The sequence below is a fragment of the Saccharothrix australiensis genome, assembly GCF_003634935.1.
GTDB classification, from domain to species: domain Bacteria; phylum Actinomycetota; class Actinomycetes; order Mycobacteriales; family Pseudonocardiaceae; genus Actinosynnema; species Actinosynnema australiense.
Map to the genome: position 1 here is coordinate 3453535 of NZ_RBXO01000001.1, position 25263 is coordinate 3478797.

Annotated in this window: 2 protein-coding genes; both read left to right on the top strand. The window is 74.7% G+C overall.

What is annotated here, in order from left to right; translation table 11 throughout:
• Positions 1 to 2: 2 nt before the first annotated feature.
• Entirely contained in the window at positions 3 to 9737 is a 9735-nt protein-coding gene (locus tag C8E97_RS15385; protein ID WP_211347022.1) for a type I polyketide synthase, read from the top strand.
• Positions 9738 to 10075: 338 nt separating this feature from the next.
• A complete protein-coding gene (locus C8E97_RS15390) occupies positions 10076 to 25249 on the top strand; it encodes a type I polyketide synthase (protein WP_246018907.1) in 15174 nt (5057 codons plus the stop codon).
• Positions 25250 to 25263: the final 14 nt, after the last annotated feature.

Below are 25263 nucleotides of genomic sequence, written 5' to 3' on the forward strand. Positions count from 1 at the left end.
CCGTGGACCACATGCAGACCGAGGACAAGCTGCGGGAGTACCTGAAGCGGGCCACCGCCGACCTGGTCGCGGCCCGGCGCAGGCTGCGCGAGGTCGAGGAACGCGACCAGGAGCCCATCGCGATCGTGGGCATGGCGTGCCGCTACCCCGGCGGCGTGTCGTCGCCGGAGGACCTGTGGCGGCTCGTGCTCGACGGCGGCGACGCGATCTCCGGCTACCCGACCGACCGGGGCTGGCGCATCGAGGACGTCGTGGACGCCGACCCCGGCCGACAGGGCACCAGCTACGTCGCCGAGGGCGGGTTCCTGCACGACGTCGCCGACTTCGACCCGGAGTTCTTCGGGATCTCGCCGCGTGAGGCGTTGGCGATGGACCCGCAGCAGCGCCTGCTGCTGGAGACGTCGTGGGAGGCGTTCGAGCGGGCGGGCATCGACGCGCTGGGCCTGAAGGGCAGCCGGACCGGCGTGTTCGCGGGCGTGATGTACCACGACTACGGGTCGCGGCTGTCGGAGGTGCCCGAGGGCGTCGAGGGGTACCTGGCGACCGGCACCTCGGGGAGCGTCGCGTCCGGCCGGGTGTCGTTCACGTTCGGGTTCGAGGGTCCGGCGGTCACGGTCGACACGGCGTGCTCGTCGTCGCTGGTGGCCCTGCACCTCGCGGTCCGCGCCCTGCGGTCGGGCGAGTGCGACCTGGCGCTGGCGGGCGGGGTGACCGTGATGTTCACGCCGACCACGTTCGTGGAGTTCAGCCGGCAGCGCGGGCTGGCGGCGGACGGGCGGTGCAAGGCGTTCTCGGCCGACGCCGACGGCACCGGCTGGTCCGAGGGCGCCGGCGTGCTGCTGGTGGAGCGGCTGTCGGACGCCCGCCGGCTCGGGCACCCGGTGCTGGCGGTGGTGCGCGGGTCGGCGGTGAACCAGGACGGCGCGTCGAACGGGTTGACCGCGCCGAATGGTCCGTCGCAGCAGCGGGTGATGCTCCAGGCGCTGGCGGACGCCCGGCTCGCACCGTCCGATGTGGACGTCGTCGAGGCGCACGGCACCGGCACGACCCTGGGCGACCCGATCGAGGCGCAGTCGGTGCTGGCCACCTACGGCCAGGGGCGCGCCGAGCCGCTGTGGCTCGGGTCGCTGAAGTCGAACATCGGTCACACGCAGGCGGCGGCGGGTGTCGCGGGTGTGATCAAGATGGTGATGGCGCTGCGGACGGGTGTGCTGCCGAAGACGCTGCACGTGTCCGAGCCGACCCCGCACGTGGACTGGTCGGCCGGCGCGGTGGAGCTGCTGACGTCGTCGCGGGAGTGGCCGGCGGTCGACCGGCCGCGCCGGGCGGCGGTGTCGTCGTTCGGGTTCAGCGGCACCAACGCGCACCTCGTGCTGGAACAGGCGCCCGAGGAAGCGCCGGTGGAGCCGGCCGAGGTGCCCGGCGTGCTGCCGTGGGCGCTGTCCGGTCGGGGCGAGGAGGGCGTGCGGGCCCAGGCGCGGGCACTGCGGTCCTTCGTGCTGGACCACCCCGATGCGCGCTTGGCCGATCTCGCCTGGTCGCTGGGCGCGGCACGGGCGCACCTGTCGCACCGGGCCGTCGTGGTCGGGCGCACGCGCGACGACCTCCTGCGCGGGCTTGGTGAGGTCGCGGACGGCGAGGTCGGCTCGGTGGTGACGGGGGCCTCGCGGGGTGGTGGTCCAGTGGCCTTCGTGTTCCCTGGTCAGGGGTCGCAGTGGGTTGGTATGGCTGTGGAGTTGTTGGAGCAGTCGTCGGTGTTCGCGGGGCGGATGGGGGAGTGTGCGGCTGCGATCGACCCGCTGGTGGAGTGGAACCTGCTGGACGTCGTTAGGTCCGGTGATTTTGATCGGGTTGATGTTGTTCAGCCGGTGTTGTTTTCGGTGATGGTGTCGTTGGCGGAGTTGTGGCGTTCGTGGGGTGTGCGTCCGTCTGCTGTGGTGGGGCATTCGCAGGGTGAGATCGCGGCTGCGGTGGTGGCGGGTGCGTTGTCGTTGGAGGATGGCGCGCGTGTGGTGGTGTTGCGGTCGAAGGCGATCACCGGTATTGCCGGTCGTGGTGGGATGGTGTCGGTCGGCTTGCCGGTGGCCGAGGTTGAAGCACTGATCTCGCGTTGGGAGGGTTTGTCGGTCGCGGCGGTGAACGGTCCGGGGTCGGTGGTGGTCTCGGGTGATGTGGCCGGGCTGGAGGGCTTGCTGGAGCACGCGTCCGCGAATGATGTTCGTGCGCGGCGTATCGCGGTGGACTACGCCTCTCATTCTGTTCACGTCGAGCAGTTGGAGGACGAGATTCTGGCTGTGTTGGCCGGGATCAAGCCGCGTGAGGGTGAGGTGCCGGTCTATTCGACGTTGACCGGGTCGGTGTTGTCCGGTGTGGAGATGGATGCGGGGTATTGGTTCCGTAATCTGCGGCAGCGAGTGGGGTTGCAGGGTGCGGTGGAGCGGTTGGCCGCCGATGGGTTCGGTGTGTTCGTGGAGTGCAGTCCGCACCCGGTGTTGACGTTGGGTGTCCAGGAGACGCTGGATGCGGCCGGCAGTGATGCGGTGGTGTTGGGGACGCTGCGCCGCGATGAAGGCGGGTTGGCGCGTGCGCTGACTTCGCTGGGTGAAGCGCACGTGGCGGGTGTCGAGCCGGACTGGGCGGCGGTCGTGCCCGGTGGGCAACGGATCGACCTGCCCACGTATCCCTTCCAGCGCGAGCGGTACTGGCTCGACGCGACCGCGCCGTCGGGCGACCCGTCGTCCCTCGGGCTCGTGCCGCTCGACCACCCGCTGTGGACCGCCGTCGCGGACGTGCCCGACAGCGAGGACGTCCTGATCACCGGCTCGCTGTCGAGGGCAGGCCACCCGTGGCTGGCCGATCACGCGGTCGGCGACGTGGCCCTGCTGCCCGGCACGGCGTTCGTGGAACTCGCGGTCCGGGCGGGTGACCAGGTCGGTTGCCCACGGGTGGCCGAGCTGACGCTGTCCGCGCCGCTCGTCGTGCCCGACGCCGGGACGGTGCGGTTGCGCGCGGTCCTCGGTGGCGCGCGGCCGGACGGCACGCGCCCCGTCACCATCCACTCGCGGCTGACCGACGGCGAGCCGTGGACCCGGCACGCCACCGGCGTCCTGGCCCCGCCGGTCGCCCCGACCGGGCCGGACCTCACCGCGTGGCCGCCGGCCGGCGCGGAACCCGTCGCCGTGGACGACCTCTACCCCGACCTGGCCGCGGTCGGGCTCGGCTACGGTCCGGCGTTCCAGGGCGTGCGCGCGGCGTGGCGGCGCGGGCGCGAGGTGTTCGCCGAGGTCGAGCCGGCCGAGGCGGTCGCGGGCGACTTCCGGCTGAGCCCCGCGCTGCTGGACGCCGCCCTGCACGCCATCGCCCTGGGCGATTTCGTGCCGGGCGCGGCCGGTCCGCTGCTGCCGTTCGCCTGGAACGACGTGGCCGTGCACGCCGTGGGCGCGACGACGCTGCGCGTCCACCTCGCGCCGGCGGGCGGCGACACCGTCGCCATCACCGCCGCCGACGGGACCGGCGCGCCCGTGGCGTCCGTCGCGTCGCTCGCGCTGCGGGCCGTCGACCCGGCGCGGCTGCGGCCCACCGGTGCGACCGACTCGTTGTTCGGCCTGGACTGGGTGCCGCTGCCGCTGGGCCAGGCGCGTGCCGACGACGTGGTGCTGTGGTCGCCGCCCGTGACCGGAGGCGACCTGCCGGCCCGGACCCGCGCCGCCGTCAACGCGACCGTCGAAGCCGTCGCCGCGTGGTCGGCCGACGACTCGGGCCGCCGGCTCGTCGTCGTGACGCCCGACCACACCGATCCCGTGCACGCCGCCGTGTGGGGCCTGGTCCGCTCCGCGCAGTCCGAGCACCCCGGCCGGTTCGCCCTGGTCGCGGGCGACCGCGAGGACGACCGGCTCGCCGCGTTCCTCGCCACCGACGAACCGCAGGGCGTCCTCACCGCCGACGCCGCCCTCGTGCCGCGCCTGGCCAGGGTCGGCGCGGCCGAGCAGCTCCCGGACTTCGGCGGTGGCACCGTCCTCCTCACCGGCGCGTCCGGCGCGCTGGGCAGGCTCGTCGCGCGGCACCTCGTCACCGAGCACGGCGTGCGCGACCTCCTCCTGCTCAGCCGCGGTGGCGGCGTCGGCGCGGAGGACCTCACCCGCGAACTCGCGGACCTCGGTGCCGCCGTCACGTGGGCCGCGGCGGACGCGGCGGACCCCGGCGCGCTGGCCTCGGCGGTGGGTGACCGGGCGCTGACCGGTGTCGTCCACGCCGCCGGCGTGCTGGACGACGGTGTCGTGCAGGCGTTGACGCCCGAGCGGGTGGACCGGGTGTTCCGGCCCAAGGTGGACGCGGTGGTCGCGCTGGACGACCTCGCCCGCCGCCACGCCGTGACGGCCTTCGTGGTGTTCTCGTCGGCGGCCGGTGTGTTCGGCAACGCTGGTCAGGGCAACTACGCGGCGGCCAATGCGTTCGTGGACGCCGTGGTCGCCCGCCGCCGCGCCGAGGGCCTGCCCGCCGTGTCCCTCGCCTGGGGCCTGTGGGCGGAGACCGGCACGATGACCGGAGCGCTGACCGACGTCGACCTCAAGCGCATCGGCCGCGCCGGCGTCAGCGGGCTGTCCGCCGCCGAGGGCCTGGCGCTGTTCGACGCCGCCGCCGGGTCCGACCGGACGCTGGTCCTGCCGATGCGCCTCGACCTCGGCCCGGTGCGCGCGAAGGCCGCGAGCGACGGCGTGCCTCCCCTGCTGCGCGGCCTGGTGCGGCCACCGGCCCGCAAGGCCGGTGCGACCGCGGGCGCGGCACGCCGGCTCACCGGGCTGTCCCGCGAGGAGCAGTCCGCCGAACTGCTGACCCTGGTGCGCGCGCAGGTCGCGGCCGTCCTGGGTCACACCGGCGCCGCCGCCATCGCCGCCGACCGCGCGTTCTCCGACCTGGGCTTCGACTCGCTGACCGCGGTCGAGCTGCGCAACCGGCTCGGCGCGGCGCTGGGGTTGCGGCTGCCCGCGACCCTGGTGTTCGACCACCCGACGCCGACCGCGCTCGCGGAGCGGCTGCGCGCCGAGCTGACCGGCGACGACTCCGCGCCCGTCGTGGTCGGCCCGGCGGCCGTCGCGGACGACCCGATCGCGATCGTCGGCATGGCGTGCCGGTTCCCCGGCGGCGTGACCACGCCGGAGGAGCTGTTCCGGCTCACCCTCGACGGGGTGGACGCGATCTCCGCGTTCCCGACCGACCGGGGTTGGCCCGTCGGCGGTGTCGGCGGGTACGCGCCCGAGGGCGGTTTCCTCTACGACGCGGCGGACTTCGACCCGGAGTTCTTCGGGATCTCGCCGCGTGAGGCGTTGGCGATGGACCCGCAGCAGCGGTTGCTGCTGGAGACGTCGTGGGAGGCGTTCGAGCGGGCGGGCATCGACCCGTCCGGGATGCGCGGCAGCCGGACCGGGGTGTTCGCGGGCCTGATGTACCACGACTACGCGAGCCGGCTCGCCGAGATCCCCGAGGAGGCCGCGGGCTACCTCAGCACTGGCACGTCGGGCAGCATCGCGTCCGGCCGCGTGGCTTACACGTTCGGGTTCGAGGGTCCGGCGGTGACGGTCGACACGGCGTGCTCGTCGTCCTTGGTGGCGTTGCACTTGGCCGCGCAGGCGCTGCGCAACGGCGAGTGCGACATGGCGCTGGCCGGTGGTGTGACGGTGATGTTCACGCCCGGCACGTTCAGCGAGTTCAGCCGGGCGGGCGCGTTGTCCGCGCACGCGCGGTGCAAGCCCTTCGCCGCCGCGGCGGACGGCGCGGTGTGGGGCGAGGGCGTCGGGATGCTGCTGGTGAAGCGCCTGTCGGATGCCCGGCGCAACGGTCACCGCGTGCTGGCGGTGGTGCGTGGTTCGGCGGTGAACCAGGATGGCGCGTCCAATGGCCTTACCGCGCCGAACGGCCCTTCGCAGCAGCGGGTGATCCGGCAGGCGTTGAGCAGCGCGGACCTTTCTCCGTCCGATGTGGACGTGGTGGAGGCGCACGGCACCGGTACGACTTTGGGTGATCCGATCGAGGCGCAGGCGTTGTTGGCGACCTATGGTCAGGGTCGTGACGAGCCGTTGTGGTTGGGTTCGGTGAAGTCGAACATCGGTCACACGCAGGCGGCGGCGGGTGTCGCGGGTGTGATCAAGATGGTGATGGCGCTCCGGGAAGGCGTGCTGCCGAAGACGTTGCACGTGGACGAGCCGTCACCGCACGTGGACTGGACGGTCGGGTCGATCGAGCTGCTGACCGAGTCCCGGCCGTGGCCGGAGGTGGGGCGCGCGCGGCGGGCGGCGGTGTCGTCGTTCGGCATCAGCGGCACCAACGCCCACGTCGTCCTGGAACAGGGTGACGCCCCGGCCGAGGTCGCCGCCGAGCTGGTGTCCGTGCCGGTGCCCTGGGTGCTGTCGGCCAAGGACCCGGCCGGCGTTCGGGCGCAGGCCGAGCGGCTGCGGGAGCACTTGGCCGAGCACCCCGGCACGCGGGTGGACGACGTGGCGCTGACCCTGGCGGGGCGGTCGCGGTTCCCGCACCGGGCGGTGGTCGTCGGCGCCGACCTGGCGGGCTTGGCGCAGGATCTCGCCGAGGTGACCGTTGGTGAGGCGGTAACGGGCGCGGATCGCGTCGCTTTCGTGTTCCCTGGTCAGGGGTCGCAGTGGGTTGGTATGGCTGTGGAGTTGTTGGAGCAGTCGTCGGTGTTCGCGGGGCGGATGGGGGAGTGTGCGGCTGCGATCGACCCACTCGTGGAGTGGAACCTGCTGGATGTGGTCCGGTCTGGTGATTTCGATCGGGTTGATGTTGTTCAGCCGGTGTTGTTTTCGGTGATGGTGTCGTTGGCGGAGTTGTGGCGTTCGTGGGGTGTGCGTCCGTCTGCTGTGGTGGGGCATTCGCAGGGTGAGATCGCGGCTGCGGTGGTGGCGGGTGCGTTGTCGTTGGAGGACGGCGCGCGTGTGGTGGTGTTGCGGTCGAAGGCGATCACCGGTATTGCCGGTCGTGGTGGGATGGTGTCGGTCGGCCTGCCGGTGGCCGAGGTTGAAGCACTGATCTCCCGTTGGGAGGGTTTGTCGGTCGCGGCGGTGAACGGTCCGGGGTCGGTGGTGGTCTCGGGTGATGTGGCCGGGCTGGAGGGCTTGCTGGAGCACGCGTCCGCGAATGATGTTCGTGCGCGGCGTATCGCGGTGGACTACGCCTCTCATTCTGTTCACGTCGAGCAGTTGGAGGACGAGATTCTGGCTGTGTTGGCCGGGATCAAGCCGCGTGAGGGTGAGGTGCCGGTCTATTCGACGTTGACCGGGTCGGTGTTGTCCGGTGTGGAGATGGATGCCGGTTACTGGTTCCGGAATTTGCGTCGGACGGTCGGGTTGCAGGGTGCGGTGGAGCGGTTGGCCGCCGATGGGTTCGGTGTGTTCGTGGAGTGCAGTCCGCACCCGGTGTTGACGTTGGGTGTTCAGGAGACGCTGGATGCGGCCGGCAGTGACGCGGTGGTGTTGGGGACGTTGCGCCGCGATGAAGGCGGGTTGGCGCGTGCGCTGATTTCGCTGGGTGAAGCGCACGTGGCGGGTGTCGAGCCGGACTGGACGGCGGTCGTGCCCGGTGGACAGCGGATCGACCTGCCGACCTACGCGTTCCAGCGCAAGCGGTACTGGCTTGAGGGTGCCGCGACCCCCGCAACCGCCGAGGACGAGGTGTTCTGGGACGCCGTGGAGCGGGGTGAACTGGGAGCCCTGGTGGGCGCGGACTCGCCGGAGGACCGGCGGAAGGTCGAGCAGGCGCTGCCACTGCTGTCGTCGTGGCGTCGCCGTCGCCAGGAGGAGTCCACTGTGGACTCCTGGCGCTACCGCCTGACGTGGTCCGCCGTCACCCCGAGCGCGTCCGCGCTGCTCGGGACCTGGCTGCTGGTCACGCCCGAGGGCTTCGACGCCGACGCCCTCGCCGAGGGGTTGGCGCGTCAGGGCGCGCGGACCGTGCACGTCCCGCTCGACCCGTACGCCGACCGCGAGACCATCGCGCGGCGCTTGGCCGGTGTCGAAGCGGACGGCGTGCTGTCGCTGCTCGCGCTGGACGAGGCGCCGCACCGCGACCACCCGGCCGTGCCGGTCGGGCTCGCCGCCACCCTGGCGCTGCTCCAGGCGCTGGACGGCGGCGCGCCGCTGTGGGTGGCGACGCGCGGCGCGGTCAGCACGGGCGCCGAGGACGTGACCGGTCCCGCGCAGGCCCAGGTCTGGGGCCTGGGCCGGGTGGCCGCGCTGGAGCACCCCGACCGCTGGGGCGGTCTGGTCGACCTGCCCGCCGACCTCGACGACCGCGCGCTGGACCGGCTGGCCGCCGTCCTCGCCGCCGCTGACGAGGACCAGGTGGCGATCCGCCCGGCGGGCGTCTTCGGCTGCCGGCTCGTCCCGGCCGGCCCGGCGGCGGGCGGCACGTGGCGCCCGCGCGGCACCGCCCTGGTCACCGGCGGCACGGGCGCGCTCGGCGCGCACGTGGCCCGCCTGCTGGCCCGCGAGGGCGTGGAGCACCTGGTGCTCACCAGCCGGCGGGGCGCGGACGCGCCCGGTGCCCCGGAGCTGGTCGCCGAGCTGCGCGAGGCGGGCGCGCGGGTCACCGTCGCCGCGTGCGACGCCGCCGACCGGGAAGCGCTGGCCGACCTCCTCGCGGGCCTGCGCGACGAGGAGGTCCGGATCGCCGTGCACGCGGCAGGCGCGCTCACCCCGGCCGCCCTCGCCGACACCGACCTGGCGCTGCTGGCCGACACGGTGTCCGCGAAGGTCGCGGGCGCGGTGCACCTGGCGGAACTGCTCGACCCTGCGGAGCTGGACGCGCTGGTGCTGTTCTCGTCCAGCGCGGGGGTGTGGGGCAGCGGCACGCAGGGCGCGTACGCCGCGCCGAACGCGTTCCTCGACGCCTTCGCCCGCCAGTGCCGCGACCGGGGCATCCCGGCCACCTCCCTCGCGTGGGGCCTGTGGGCGGGCGACGGCATGGCCGCCGGCATCGGCGAGGAGTACCTGTCGAGCCGCGGCCTGCGACCCATGACGCCGGACCACGCGGTCGTCGCGCTGCGGCAGGCCGTCGCGGACGGCGAGGTCGCGCTGGCCGTCGCGGACGTCGACTGGCCCCGGTTCCTGCCGGTGTTCACCGGCGCCCGCCCGAGCCCGCTGCTGGCCGACCTGCCCGCCGCGCGCGAGCGGTCCGCCGACCCCGGGGTCGAGCAGGTCACCGACCGGGACGAGCTGCTGCGCAACCTCACCGCCCTGCCCACCGAGGAGCGCGTGGCGGTCCTGACGGACCTGGTGCGAGCGCACACCGCGGCCGTGATCGGCTACGACAGCGCGGACGCGGTGCGCGGCGACCGCCCGTTCAAGGACCTCGGGTTCGACTCGCTGGCCGCCGTGGAGCTGCGCAAGCGCCTCGGCGCGGCGACGGGCCTGAAGCTGCCCGCCACCCTGGTGTTCGACCACCCGACGCCCGCCGCGGCGGCGCGCAAGCTCCTGGCGGACCTGGGCATCGCCGAACCGGGCACCGCGGAGTCGGCCCTCGCCGAACTCGACGCGCTGGCCGACCGGTTGGCGGAGGTCGAGGCGGACGAACAGGCCAGGCTGCGGATCTCCATGCGCTTGCAGACCCTGCTGGCCCGCTGGCAGGCCCCGGCCCAGCCGACCGCGGACGGCTCCGTCGACGACCGCATCGGGTCCGCCGACGCCGACGAGCTGTTCGCCTTCATCGACGGCGAATTGGGCGTCTGACCCGCCTTCGGCCCGCCCGGTCGCCCCAGTGCCGGGCGGGCCTTTCCTTTTGCGCGTGGCGTGCCCTCGCGGTGCGAGGCGCAATTGTTCCGGCACCGTCCACAGCTCGGTGGCGTGCGATTTCCGCTTTCGCCAGGACGTGCGCCACGCTGGGAAAGGCGAGGTCGGGGCCGTTGTGGTGGGGGTCGGGGCAGCCTAGGGGCCGCTAGGGGGACCGTAGGGGTTGTTCGCGCGGAACGGGCGCTCCTAGCTTGCCAACTGATATCGAGTCGCTTTTTCCTGCCCGCGTTCCGCGCTGGTGAGCGCTTTTCGGTCGGGGTGTGATGGAGGTTCCGCCGGTGGATCAAGAGAAGCTCCTCGACTACCTCAAGCGGGTCACGGCGGACCTGCACAAGACGCGCAAGCGCCTACAGGAGGTCGAGTCGGCCGACGCCGAGCCCGTCGCCGTCGTGGCGATGGCGTGCCGCTACCCCGGTGGCGTGTCGTCGCCGGAAGACCTCTGGCAGCTGGTCGCCGAGGGCGGTGACGGCATCAGCGCCTTCCCCGACGACCGGGGCTGGGACCTCGACGCCCTCTACCACCCCGACCCGGACCACCCCGGCACGAGCCTGACCCGCGAAGGCGGGTTCCTCACCGGGGCGAGCCGGTTCGACGCCTCGTTCTTCGAGATCAGCCCGCGTGAGGCGTTGGCGATGGACCCGCAGCAGCGGTTGCTGCTGGAGACGTCGTGGGAGGCGTTCGAGCGGGCGGGCATCGACCCGACCTCGGTGCGCGGCAGCCGCACCGGGGTCTTCGTCGGCTCCAACACGCAGGACTACGCGCGACTGCTGGCGGTGGCCGAGGAGTCCAGCGAGGGCTACATGGTCACCGGCACCACCGCCGCCGTGATCTCCGGGCGCATCTCCTACACCCTCGGGCTGGAAGGCCCCGCGGTGACCGTGGACACGGCCTGCTCGTCGTCGCTGGTGGCGTTCCACCTGGCGGTGCGGGCGCTGCGCAGCGGCGAGTGCTCGATGGCGCTCGCGGGCGGCGCGACCGTCATGACAACGCCCGCCGCGTTCGTCGAGTTCAGCCGCCAGCGCGGGATCGCGGCCGATGGCCGCTGCAAGGCGTTCGCCGCCTCCGCCGACGGCTTCGGCCCGGCCGAGGGCGTCGGTGTCGTGCTGCTGCAACGCCTTTCGGACGCCCTGCGCGACGGCAACCCGGTCCTGGCCGTGGTGCGCGGGTCGGCGGTGAACCAGGACGGCGCGTCCAACGGGATCTCCGCGCCCAACGGCCCGTCCCAGGAAAGGGTCATCCTCCAGGCGCTGGCCGACGCGCGACTCACCCCGTCCGATGTGGACGTGGTGGAGGCGCACGGCACCGGTACCGCTCTTGGCGACCCGATCGAGGCGCAGGCGTTGCTGGCGACCTACGGTCAGGGTCGTGACGAGCCGTTGTGGTTGGGTTCGGTGAAGTCGAACATCGGTCACACGCAGGCGGCGGCGGGTGTCGCGGGTGTGATCAAGATGGTGATGGCGCTGCGGGCGGGTGTGCTGCCGAAGACGCTGCACGTGGACGAGCCGTCGCCGCACGTGGACTGGGAGTCCGGTGCGGTGGAGGTGCTGGCCGAGGCCCGGTCGTGGCCCGCGGTGGACCGGCCGCGCCGCGCCGCCGTCTCCGCGTTCGGGGTGAGCGGCACGAACGCCCACGTGATCCTGGAGCACGTCGAGCCGTCGACCGCCCCGACCGAGGACGTCCCCGGCCCGGTGCCGTGGGTGGTGTCCGCGCGCACGGAGGAAGCGCTGGCCGAGCAGGTGGCGCGGCTGAGGGCGTTCGCGGTCGAGCACCCCGATGTCCGCGCGGTCGACGTCGCCCACACGCTGGCGGTGTCCCGCGCCCGTTTCCCGCACCGCGCCGTGCTGGTGGGTGAAGCGCCGGCGGACTTCGCGGAGCGCGAGCCGGTGACCGGCGTGGCCCACGGCGGGAAGACCGCCTTCGTGTTCCCTGGTCAGGGGTCGCAGTGGGTTGGTATGGCTGTGGAGTTGTTGGAGCAGTCGTCGGTGTTCGCGGGGCGGATGGGGGAGTGTGCGGCTGCGATCGACCCACTCGTGGAGTGGAACCTGCTGGATGTGGTCCGGTCTGGTGATTTCGATCGGGTTGATGTTGTTCAGCCGGTGTTGTTTTCGGTGATGGTGTCGTTGGCGGAGTTGTGGCGTTCGTGGGGTGTGCGTCCGTCTGCTGTGGTGGGGCATTCGCAGGGTGAGATCGCGGCTGCGGTGGTGGCGGGTGCGTTGTCGTTGGAGGACGGCGCGCGTGTGGTGGTGTTGCGGTCGAAGGCGATCACCGGTATTGCCGGTCGTGGTGGGATGGTGTCGGTCGGCCTGCCGGTGGCCGAGGTTGAAGCACTGATCTCCCGTTGGGAGGGTTTGTCGGTCGCGGCGGTGAACGGTCCGGGGTCGGTGGTGGTCTCGGGTGATGTGGCCGGGCTGGAGGGCTTGCTGGAGCACGCGTCCGCGAATGATGTTCGTGCGCGGCGTATCGCGGTGGACTACGCCTCTCATTCTGTTCACGTCGAGCAGTTGGAGGACGAGATTCTGGCTGTGTTGGCCGGGATCAAGCCGCGTGAGGGTGAGGTGCCGGTCTATTCGACGTTGACCGGGTCGGTGTTGTCCGGTGCGGAGATGGATGCCGGTTACTGGTTCCGGAATTTGCGTCGGACGGTCGGGTTGCAGGGTGCGGTGGAGCGGTTGGCCGCCGATGGGTTCGGTGTGTTCGTGGAGTGCAGTCCGCACCCGGTGTTGACGTTGGGTGTTCAGGAGACGCTGGATGCGGCCGGCAGTGACGCGGTGGTGTTGGGGACGTTGCGCCGCGATGAAGGCGGGTTGGCGCGTGCGCTGACTTCGCTGGGTGAAGCGCACGTGGCGGGTGTCGAGCCGGACTGGACGGCGGTCGTGCCCGGTGGACAGCGGATCGACCTGCCGACCTACGCGTTCCAACGCAAGCGGTTCTGGCCCAAGCTCGCGCCGGTGGTCGGTGACATCTCCGCCGCCGGCTTGAACCCCGCGAACCACCCGCTGCTCACGGCGGCCGTGGCGCTCGCCGACTCCGACGGGTTGTTGTTCACCGGTCGGCTGTCCCGTGCGACCCACCCCTGGCTGGCGGACCACGCCGTCGGCGACGTGGCCCTGCTGCCCGGCACGGCGTTCGTGGAACTCGCGGTCCGGGCGGGCGACCAGGTCGGTTGCCCACGGGTCGCCGAGCTGACGCTGTCCGCGCCGCTCGTCGTGCCCGCCCAGGGCGCGGTGCAGGTCCAGGTCCGGGTGGCCGCGCCGGACGCGGAGGGGCGGCGCGCGGTGACGGTCCACTCCCGGCCGGAGGAGGACGAACCGGAGTGGTCCGGCGCGGTGTGGGCCCGGCACGCCGAAGGCGTGCTCGTCGCCGCCGGCGCGGTGCCGGACGGGTTGACCGGCGCATGGCCGCCGCCGGGCGCGCAACCGGTGCCGGTGGACGACTTCTACGCCGTGCTCGCCGACGCCGGGTTCGAGTACGGGCCGGCGTTCCAGGGGTTGCGGGCGGCGTGGCGGGACGGGGAGGACGTGCTGGCGGAGGTCCGCCTCGCCGCCGACCAGGCGGAGCACGCCGACCGGTACGGCCTGCACCCGGCGCTGCTCGACGCGGCGCTGCACCCGCTGGGGCTGCTCGACCGGGCCGGTGGCGTGCGGCTGCCGTTCGCCTGGCGGGACGTCGAGCTGCACGCGACGGGCGCGACCGCGCTGCGGGTGCGGCTGTCGCGGCGCGGTGACGGCGTGTCGCTGCTGGTCGCCGACGAGACCGGCGCGCCGGTCGCCGAGGTGGGCGACCTGGTGCTGCGACCGGTGGACCCGCGTGCCCTCGGCACCCCGGCGGAGCTGCCTTACCGGGTGGACTGGGTCCCCGTCCCGCTGGGCCGCGCGGAAGCGCCGCACGCGGTGGTGGACGACCTCGACGCGTTGGCGGGCGCGGAGGTGCCCGCGACGGTCGTGGTTCCCCTCGCCCCGGTCGCGGGCGAACCCGGTGGCGCGACGAGGACCGCGGTCGGCACCGCGCTCGCGCTCCTCCAGCGGTGGGTGTCGGACGACCGGTTCGCGGACTCCCGGCTGGTGCTCGTCACGCGTGGCGCGGCCGGCCCGGACGTCACCGACCTGCCGAACGCCGCCGTGTGGGGGCTGGTCCGGTCCGCGCTGTCCGAGCACCCCGGCCGGTTCGGGCTGGTGGACACCGACGACGAGTCGGCCCACCTGGTGCCCGCCGCGCTGGCCTGCGACGAGCCGCAGGTGGTGTTGCGCGGCGGCACGGCGCTGGCCGCTCGGCTCACCCGCGTCGCGCCGGTCGACCCGCCGGTGTTCGACCCGGACGGCACCGTGCTGGTCACGGGTGCGACCGGGACCCTCGGTTCGCTGGTGGCGCGGCACCTCGTCGTGGCGCACGGCGTGCGGGACCTGCTGCTGCTGAGCCGGTCCGGGTCGGCCGCCCCCGGCGCGGCGGAGCTGGTGGCGGATCTGGCGGCGGCGGGCGCGCGGGTGGACCTGGCCGCGTGCGACGTGGCAGACCGCTCCGCGCTGGCCGCCGTGCTCGCCGATCGCGAGGTGGCTGCCGTGGTGCACACGGCGGGCGCGCTGGACGACGGCGTGCTCACCGCCCTGACCCCCGAGCGGGTGGACACCGTGCTGCGGCCCAAGGTGGACGCGGTGCTCAACCTGCACGAGCTGGTCGGCGACGTGTCGGCGTTCGTGCTGTTCTCCTCCGCGTCGGGGCTGTTCGGCGGTGGCGGTCAGGCCAACTACGCCGCCGCCAACGCCTTCACGGACGCGTTCGCGCGGCACCGGCGGGCGATGGGGCTGCCCGCGACCTCGCTCGCGTGGGGCCTGTGGGACCAGCGGACCGGCCTGACCGGGCACCTGGCGGACGCGGACATCGCCCGAATGGCGCGCATGGGCGTCGCCGCCCTGTCCACCGAGGACGGCCTGCGGATGTTCGACACCGCCGTCGCGTCCGGCGAACCGGTGCTGGCGACCGTGCGGCTGGACCTGGCCGCGCTGCGCGGCCGGCCGGTGCCCGAGGCGATGGGCGCGTTGCTGCGGGGTCTGCTGCGGACGCCCACGCGCCGGGTCGCGGCGCGGGTCGACGTCGACGGTGCGGCGCTGGACGAGGCGGCGCTGCTCGACCTGGTGCGCGCACAGGCCGCGAACGTCCTGGGCTACGCGGCGGGCGACGACGTGGGCGCGGACCGCGCGTTCAAGGAACTCGGCTTCGACTCGCTGACCGCCGTGGAGCTGCGCAACCGGCTCAACGGGGTCACCGGGCTGAGGCTGCCCGCGACCCTGGTGTTCGACCACCCGACGCCCGCCGCGCTGGCCGCGCACCTGGCCGCCGAGCTGGGCGGCGCCGCGCCCGCCGCGCCGGCGGTGGTCGCTACGGCGGGACCGGTGGACGAGCCGATCGCCGTCGTCGGCATCGGCTGCCGCTTCCCCGGCGACGTGCGGTCGCCCGAAGACCTGTGGGACGTCCTGGCCGCCGGGCGCGACGTGCTGACGCCCCTGCCGGCCGACCGGGGCTGGGAGGGCTGGTTCGAGGACACCCGCGTCGGCGGTTTCCTGCACGACGCGCTCGACTTCGACCCGGCGTTCTTCGGCATCTCGCCGCGTGAGGCGCTGGCGATGGACCCGCAGCAGCGCCTGCTGCTGGAGACCTCCTGGGAGGCGTTGGAACGCGCGGGCATCGACCCCGCGACGCTGCGGGGCAGCCGCACGGGTGTGTTCGCGGGCGTCATGTACTTCGACTACGCCTCAAGGCTTTCCTCCGTGCCCGACGACGTGGCGGGCTACCTGGGCAACGGCAGTTCCGGCAGCGTGATGTCGGGCCGCGTGGCCTACACGTTCGGCTTCGAGGGCCCCGCGGTCACGGTGGACACGGCGTGCTCGTCGTCGCTGGTCGCCCTGCACCTGGCGGTGCAGTCGCTGCGCCGGGGCGAGTGCACGATGGCGCTGGCGGGCGGCGTGACGGTGATGTCGACGCCGGGCGTGTTCGCCGAGTTCGACCGGCAGGCCGGTTCGGCGGCCGACGGCCGGTGCAAGTCCTTCGCCGCCGCCGCCGACGGCACGGGCTTCGCCGAGGGCGTCGGGATGCTGCTGGTGGAGCGGTTGTCGGACGCCCGGCGCAACGGTCACCGCGTGCTGGCCGTCGTCAAGGGTTCGGCGGTGAACCAGGACGGCGCGTCCAACGGCTTGACCGCGCCGAACGGCCCTTCGCAACAGCGGGTGATCCGGCAGGCGCTGGCCGACGCGCGCCTGCGACCGTCCGATGTGGACGCGGTGGAAGCGCACGGCACCGGCACCACGCTCGGTGACCCGATCGAGGCGCAGGCGGTGCTGGCCACCTACGGGCAGGACCGGGCAGAGCCGCTGTGGCTGGGTTCGGTGAAGTCGAACCTCGGTCACGCCCAGGCCGCCGCGGGTGTCGCCGGCATCATCAAGATGATCATGGCGATGCGGCACGGCGTGCTGCCCAGGACCCTGCACGTGGACGAGCCCACCCCGCACGTCGACTGGTCCGCCGGCGCCGTCGAGCTGCTGACGGAGGACCGGCCCTGGCCGGAGCTGGACCGCCCCCGCCGCGCGGCCGTGTCGTCGTTCGGCATCAGCGGTACCAACGCGCACGTCGTCCTGGAGCAGGCGCCGCCCGAGCCCGAGCCCGCGCCCTCCTCGCCCGCGCGCCCGCTGCCGTGGGTGCTGTCCGCCAAGTCGCCCGAGGGCCTGCGCGCCGGGGCCGACCGGCTGCTGCGCCTGGTGTCCGACGGCCGGGACGACTGGGGCGACCTGGCGTTCTCCCTGGCCACCACGCGGTTCGCCGCCGAGCACCGCGCGGCCGTCGTCGCCGCCGACCCGGCCGGGTTCCGCGCCGGCCTCGCCGCCCTCGCCGAGGGCACGACCCACCCGGACGTCCACTGCGGCCAGGCGGCCGGCGGCAAGGTCGCGTTCCTGTTCACCGGGCAGGGCGCCCAGCGCGTCGGCATGGGCCGCGAGCTGCGCGAGGCGTTCCCGGTGTTCGCGCGGGCCTACGACGAGGTGTGCGCGCACTTCGACGTCCCGCTCGCCGACCTGGACGCCGACCGGCTCGCCCGCACCGGCAACACCCAGCCCGCGCTGTTCGCGTTCGAGGTGGCGCTGTGCCGGTTGGTCGAGTCCTGGGGCGTCCGGCCGGACTTCGTGGTGGGGCACTCCATCGGCGAACTCGCCGCCGCCCACGTCACCGGGGTCCTGTCGCTGCCCGACGCCGCCCGGCTGGTCGCCGAGCGGGGCCGCCTCATGGAGGAGCTGCCGCCCGGCGGCGCGATGGTCGCCGTGCGCGCCGCCGAGGACGAGGTGCTGCCGCTGCTGACGCCGGGCGTGGCGGTCGCCGCGGTCAACGGCGAGGACTCGCTGGTCCTGTCCGGCGCGGAGCAGGCCGTGCAGTCGGTCGTGGACGCCCTGGGCCGCAAGGCGAAGCGGCTCGCCGTGAGCCACGCGTTCCACTCGCCGCTGATGGAGCCGATGCTGTCCGCGTTCCGCGAGGTCGCCACGGGCGTCGCCTACGCCGGACCCGCGGTGCCCGCGATCTCCACCGTCACCGGGCAGGCCGCCGACTGGACCGACCCGGAGTACTGGGTCGGGCAGGTCCGCGCCACCGTCCGGTACGCCGACGCAGTCGCCGCCCTGCGTGCCGCGGGCGTCACGACGTTCCTGGAGATCGGCCCGGACGCCGTGCTGACCGCGCTGGGCGACGGACCGGCCTTCGTGCCCTCGGTGCGCGCCGGCCGGCCCGAACCGCTCGCCGTCGCGGCGGCCGTCGCGGCGCTGCACGTGCGCGGCGTGCGGGTGGACTGGCCGGCGTTCTTCGCCGACACCCCCGCGCGGCGGGTCGACCTGCCCACCTACCCGTTCCAGCGGCAGCGGTACTGGTTGGACGCGACCCCGGCGACGGGTGACGTGACCTCCGCCGGCCTCGACGCGGCGCGCCACCCGCTGCTGGGCGCGGCCGTCCCGCTGCCGGACGCCGACGGCGTCGTGTTCACCGGCCTGCTGTCGCGGGCGACCGCGCCGTGGCTGGCCGACCACGTCGTCGGCGGCGTCGTGCTGCTGCCCGGCAGCGCCCTGGTCGAGCTGGCCGCGCACGCCGGGGCCGCCGTCGGCCGCGACCGCGTGGACGAGCTGACCGTCACCGCGCCCCTGGTCGTGCCGGCGCGCGGCGGTGTGCAGGTGCAGGTCGTCGTGCGCGACCGCGCGGTGACCGTGTACTCCCGCGCGGAAGGCGCGGAGTGGACCGCCCACGCCACCGGCACGCTCGGCACGGCCGGTCCCGCCCCGGTGGAACCGGCCGAGTGGCCGCCCGCCGACGCCGAACCGGTCGCCCTCGACGACTTCTACGCCGCCTTCACCGAGCTGGGCATCGAGTACGGCCCGCTGTTCCGGGGCGTGCGCTCGGCGTGGCGGCGTGGCCGCGAGGTGTTCGCCGACGTGCGCGTGGCCGACGACCGCGCCGAGGACTACGGCGTCCACCCCGCGCTGCTGGACGCGGCCCTGCACGGCATCGCCCTCGGCGACTTCCTCACCGGTCCCGAGGGCGCCCGGCTGCCGTTCGCCTGGCGGGGCGTCACCGTGCACGCGGTGGGCGCGTCGGCGCTGCGCGTCCGGATCAGCCCGGTCGGCGCGGACGCGGTGGCGCTGACCGCCGTGGACGGCACGGGCGCGCCCGTGATCACCGTCGACTCCCTGACCCTGCGCCCGCTGCCGGCCGACCGGCTCGACGCCCGGCCCCGACCGGACGCCCTGCTGCACCTGGCGTGGCGCCCGGTCGACGCCCGACCCGCCCGCGACGGCCGCTGGGTCGTCGTCGGCCCACCGCTGCCCGGCCTCGACGTCCCGGCCCAGGACGACCTCGACCCCGCCGCCGACGTGGTGGTGGTGCCGCTGACCGGGTCGGACGTGCGCGGCGCGACCACGCGGGCCCTGGAGCTGGTGCGGCGCTGGACCTCCGACGACCGGTTCGCCGACGCCCACCTGGTGATCGCCACGACCGGCGCGGTCGCCACCCGGCCCGACGAGGACGTCACCGACCTCGCGCACGCCGCCGTGTGGGGCCTGGTGCGCTCGGCGCAGTCCGAGCACCCCGGCCGCGTCACGCTGGTCGACGGCGCGGACTTCGCGCTGCTGCCCGCCGTCCTGGCCGCCGGCGAACCCCAGGCCGCGCTGCGCGACGGGCGCGTGCTGACGCCGCGCCTGGAGCGGGGGCGCGCCGGCGACCCGCTCGACCTCGGCGACACCGTCCTGGTGACCGGCGCGACCGGCGCGCTCGGCGGGCTCGTCGCCCGCCACCTCGCCGCCACGCCCGGCGTGCGCCGCCTGGTGCTGCTGAGCCGGTCCGGCGCACCGGTCGACGTGGCCTGCGACGTGGCGCACGTGGCCTGCGACGTGGCCGACCGCGACGCGCTGGCCGCCGTGCTCGCCGAGCACCGGGTGACCGCGATCGTGCACGCGGCGGGCGTGCTGGACGACGGCGTGCTGTCGGCGCTCACCCCCGAGCGGCTCGACACCGTCCTGCGGCCCAAGGTGGACGCGGCGCTGGCCTTCGACGACCTCGCGCCGGACGTGCCGCTGGTGCTGTTCTCCTCGGCGAGCGGCGTGCTCGGCGCGCCGGGGCAGGGCAACTACGCCGCGGCCAACGCCTTCCTCGACGCGTTCGCCCAGCACCGCCGGGTGCACGGCCGTCCCGCGGTGGCCCTGGCCTGGGGCCCGTGGTCGGTCGGCGGCGGCATGGCCGAGGGGACCGCGCGGCGCGGCCCGTTCCTCCCGTTCGGCGCGGAGGACGGCCTGGCGCTGTTCGACGCGGCCGTGGGCGGCGAGCACGCCGCGCCGGTGCTGCTGCGCGTGGACCGGTCCCGCGCCGACGACGTCCCGCTGCTGCGGACCCGCGCGCCGCGCAAGGCCGCCGCGTTCGTGCCCGGCACCGAGGCGTTCGCCGCCCGGCTGGCCGCGTCCGGTGACCCGCTGCGCACCCTGCTCGACCTCGTGCGCACCGCCGTGGCGGGTGTGCTCGGGCACGCGGGCGCGGCGGCGATCGAGGCCGGACGCGCGTTCACCGACCTCGGTTTCGACTCCCTGGCGGCCGTGGAGCTGCGCAACGCGCTCCACGCGGAGACCGGGCTGAGGCTGCCCGCGACCCTGGTGTTCGACCACCCCACACCGCTGGCGCTGGCCCGGCACCTGCACGAGCACTTCGCCGGACCCGCCGCCGCGCCGGCCGAGGTCGCGCGCGTCGCGGCCGTGGACGAGCCGATCGCGGTCGTCGGCATCGGCTGCCGCTTTCCGGGCGGGGTGCGGACGCCCGAGGACCTGTGGCGGCTCGTCCTCGCGGGCGAGGACGCCGTCGTGCCGTTCCCCGAGGACCGGGGCTGGGACGTGGACGCGCTCTACGACCCCGACCCGGACCAGCGGGGCACCAGCTACACGCGGGAGGGCGGGTTCCTGCGCGACGCGGACCTGTTCGACCCGGCGTTCTTCGGCATCAGCCCCCGTGAGGCGCTGACCATCGACCCGCAGCACCGGTTGCTGCTGGAGACGTCGTGGGAGGCCGTCGAGCGCGCGGGGATCGACCCGGTGTCCCTGCGCGGCAGCCGCACCGGCGTGTTCGTCGGCGTGATGTACAACGACTACGCGACCTTGCTGAGCCAGTCCGAGGAGGCCGCCGAAGGCCACATGGGCACGGGCAGCGCGCACAGCGTCGCCTCCGGCCGGCTGTCCTACACGTTCGGGCTCGAAGGTCCGGCGGTGACGGTGGACACCGCGTGCTCGTCGTCGTTGGTGGCGCTGCACCTGGCGGCTCAGGCGCTGCGGGCCGGTGAGTGCTCGTTGGCGCTGGTCGGTGGCGTGACGGTGATGTCGACGCCGGGGGCGTTCATCGAGTTCAGCCGGCAGCGCGGGTTGGCGGCGGACGGTCGGTGCAAGGCGTTCGGCGCGGGTGCGGACGGCACCGGGTGGGGCGAGGGCGTCGGCATGCTGCTGGTGGAGCGGTTGTCGGACGCCCGGCGCAACGGACATCGCGTGCTGGCGGTCGTCAAGGGTTCGGCGGTGAACCAGGACGGCGCGTCCAATGGTCTGACCGCGCCGAACGGTCCTTCGCAGCAGCGGGTGATCCGGCAGGCGTTGAGCAGCGCGGGTCTTCGTCCGTCCGATGTGGACGTGGTGGAGGCGCACGGCACCGGTACCGCTCTCGGTGACCCGATCGAGGCGCAGGCGTTGCTGGCGACCTACGGTCAGGACCGCGACGAGCCGTTGTGGTTGGGTTCGGTGAAGTCGAACATCGGTCACACGCAGGCGGCGGCGGGCGTGGCCGGGATCATCAAGATGGTCATGGCGATGCGGCACGGCGTGCTGCCGAAGACGCTGCACGCCGATGAGCCGTCGTCGCACGTCGACTGGTCGGCCGGGGCCGTGGAGCTGCTGACCGACAGCCGGCCTTGGCCGGAGGTGGGGCGTGCGCGGCGGGCGGCGGTGTCGTCGTTCGGCGTGAGCGGCACCAACGCGCACGTCGTGCTGGAGCAGCCACCGGCCGTCGCCGAGCCCGAGCGCCGGCCGTCGGACGCCGTCCTGCCGCTGGTGATCTCCGCGCGCGGTGCGGAAGCCCTTGCGGCCCAGGCGAGCCGCATCCTCGACCGGCTGACCGACGACGTGTCGCCCGCCGACGTGGCCCACTCGCTCGTGACGGGTCGGTCCACGTTCGACCGCCGTGCCGTCGTGGTCGGCGACTGGCGCGAGGGCCTGGGCGCGCTGGCCGCCGGTACCGCGTCGCCGAACGTCGTGACCGGGCGTCCCGTGGACGGCACGCTGGCCTTCCTGTTCACCGGGCAGGGTGCGCAGCGCGTGGGGATGGGCCGTGGGCTGCACGACGCGTTCCCGGTGTTCGCGGAGGCGTTCGACGCGGTGTGTGCCGCGTTCGACATGCCTTTGGGCGAGTTGGGTGCCGACCTGATCGATCGGACCGAGTACACCCAGCCGGCGTTGTTCGCGGTCGAGGTGGCGTTGTTCCGGCTGCTGGAGTCTTGGGGTGTCCGGCCCGACGTCGTCGCCGGGCATTCGATCGGTGAGCTGGCCGCCGCGCACGTGGCGGGTGTGCTGTCGCTGGCGGACGCCGCGACGCTGGTGAAGGCGCGTGGCCGGTTGATGCAGGCCCTGCCGGAAGGCGGGGCGATGGTCGCGGTGCAGGCCGCCGAGAACGAGGTCGAGCTGACGCCGGGTGTGTCGGTCGCGGCGGTGAACGGGCCGTCGTCGGTGGTGCTCTCGGGTGTGGAAGAGGAAGTGCTGGCGATCGCGGAGGGCTTCGCGGCGCGTGGGCGCAAGACGAAGCGGCTCGTGGTGAGTCATGCGTTCCACTCGGTGCTGATGGAGCCGATGCTCGCCGAGTTCCGGCAGGTCGCCGAGTCCCTGACCTACCACGAGCCCGGCATCGACGCCGTCTCGACGGTGACGGGCAAGCCGGTGACCGACGAGTGGCGCTCGCCGGAGTACTGGGTCGGTCAGGTGCGGCAGGCGGTGCGGTTCGCCGACGCCGTCGCCACCCTGCACGACCAGGGCGTGCGGACCTTCCTCGAACTCGGCCCGGACGCGGTGCTCACCGCCCTGGGCCCGGAGAGCGCCGACGCCGCCTTCGTGCCGGTGCTGCGCGCCGACCGGGACGAGGAGCGCACCGCCGTCGCCGCGCTGGGCGTCCTGCACACGCGCGGGATCCCGGTGGACTGGGCGGCTTTCCTCGCGCCGCACGGTGGGCGTGCCCTGGACCTGCCGACCTACCCGTTCCAGGAGGAGCGGTTCTGGCCGCGGGTCGTGGCACGGGCCGGCGACGTGGCGTCGGTCGGTGTGACGGCGGCGGACCACCCGCTGCTCGGCGCGGCCGTCGACCTGCCGGGCTCGGGCACCGCGTGGACGGCCCGGCTGTCCCGCCGCACGCACCCGTGGCTGCTGGACCACGCCGTCGGCGACGCGGTCCTCCTGCCCGGCACGGCGTTCGTGGAGATGCTGGTGCGCGCGGGCGACGAGGTCGGCGCGGACCGCGTGGAGGACCTGGCGCTCGCCGCGCCGCTGGTGCTGCCCGAGCGGGGCGCGGTGCAGGTGCGGCTGATGGTCGCCGACGCCGACGACCGGGGCCGCCGCGCGGTGACCGTGCACTCGCGGCTCGACGACGGGCCGTGGACCGAGCACGCGCAGGGCGTGCTCGCGCCGGGTGCGCCCGCGCCGGCCGCCCTCGGCGAGTGGCCGCCGGCCGACGCCGAAGCGCTCGACGTCACCGGCCTCTACGCGGAGCTCGCCGCTCGCGGCCTCGCCTACGGCCCGGTGTTCCAGGGCCTGACGGCCGCGTGGCGGCGCGGGGACGAGGTGTTCGCCGAGGTCGAGCTGCCCGAGGACGTCCGCGCGACGGGGTTCGGCGTGCACCCGGCGCTGTTCGACGCGGCGCTGCACGCGGTCGCGCTTACCGGCGGCGCGGGCGGTCCCGCGCTGCCGTTCGCCTGGTCCGACGTGGCGCTGCACGCGGCCGGCGCGACCGCCCTGCGGGTGCGCGTCACGCCGACCGACGGTGGTGTGCGGCTCGACGCCGCGGACCCGACCGGCGCGCCGGTGCTGTCGGTCGGCACGCTGGCGCTGCGGGAGGTGGCGGCGACCGCCTCGGAGGAGTCCGCCGTCCGGGCCGCCGCCGTGGACGCGCTGTTCCGCCTGGACTGGCTGCCCGTGGCAGGCGGGGCGCCGACCGGCTCCTGGGCGGTGGTCGGGCCCGACCCGCTGGGCGTCGCGGACGCCGTGCGGGCGCACGGCCTCACCGTCACCACCGCCGACGAGTTGGTGGCGGCGGACGTGGTGGTCGTGGCGATCGGCACCGGCGACGGCGACCTGCCGCACGAGGCGCGGGCCGCCGTGGCGCGCGCGATCGACGTGGTCGCGGCGTGGACCGCCGACGACCGGTTCGCCGACTCCCACCTGGTGCTGGTCACTCGGGACGCCACCGGGCCCGACCCGGACCCGGCCGCGGCGGCGGCGCTGGGCCTGCTGCGGACCGCGCAGTCGGAGCACCCCGGCCGGCTGACCCTGGTGGACGTGTCCGGTGACGCGGCGGCGCTGCCCGGCGCGGTGGCCTCGGGCGAGCCGCAGCTCGCCGTGCGCGGCGGTGCGGTGCTCGTGCCGCGCCTGGCCAGGGTCGCCACCGACGAGGTGGGCGAGCGGCCGGGGTTCGGGGCCGGGACGGTGCTGGTCACCGGCGCGTCCGGCGCGCTGGGCCGGGTGGTCGCGCGGCACCTGGTCGCCGAGCACGGCGTGCGCGACCTGCTGCTGGTCTCGCGGTCCGGCGACGGGGACGACCTCGACGGCCTCGACGCCCGCGTGCGCCGGGCCGCGCTGGACGTGGCCGACCGCGCCGCGCTGGCGCGGGCCCTGGCGGGCGAGCGGCTCTCGGCCGTCGTGCACCTGGCGGGCGTGCTGGACGACGGCGTGCTGTCGTCGTTGACGCCCGAGCGCGTCGACCGGGTGTTCCGGCCCAAGGTGGACGGCCTCGTCGCGCTCGACGCCGTGACGCGCGACCACGACCTGGCGGCGTTCGTGGTGTTCTCGTCGGCGGCCGGTGTGTTCGGCAACGCGGGTCAGGGCAACTACGCGGCGGCCAACGCGTTCGCCGACGCCCTGGTGGCCCGCCGCCGTGCCGAGGGCCTGCCCGGCGTGTCGCTGGCGTGGGGCCTGTGGGCGGGTGGCATGGCCGACCGGCTCGGCGAGGCGGAGCGCCGGCGCGTCGACCGGGGCGGTGTCACGGCGCTCGCCGAGGACGAGGCCCTGGCGCTGCTCGACACGGCGCTGGCCACCGGGCACGGCCTCCTGGCACCGATCCGGCTGGACCTCGCACCGTCCGACCACGCGCCGGCGGTGCTGCGGTCCCTGGTCCGCGCGCCCCGGCGGCGCGCGGCGGCGGCGGGCAGCGCGCCGGACCTCGCGCGGCGGTTGGCCGACCTGGACGGGCCCGCGCGCCGCGCCGTGCTGCTGGACCTGGTGCGCGGGCACGTCGCCGCCGCCCTGGGCCACGCCCGGCCGGAGGCGATCGAGGAGGACCGCGCGTTCTCCGAACTGGGCTTCGACTCCCTGACCGCCGTGGAGCTGCGCAACGCGCTCGGCGCGGCCACCGGTCTGCGGCTGCCGAGCACGCTCGTGTTCGACCACCCCAACCCGGCGGCGCTCGCCGACCACCTGCTGGCGGCCCTGCGACCGGAACCCGTCCCGATCACCGCCGACCTGGCCCGGCTCGCCGCGCCGACCGCCGAGGACCTCGCCGACGAGCAGCGGCGCGCCGAGGTGACCGCGCTGCTGCGCGGCCTGCTCGGCAAGTGGGACCGGCCCGCCGACCGGACCGGTCTCGTGGCACGGCTCGACGAGGCGGGCGACGACGAGGTCTTCGAGCTGCTCGGCACCGAGTTCGGCATTTCCTGAGAGGCGACCAGAAT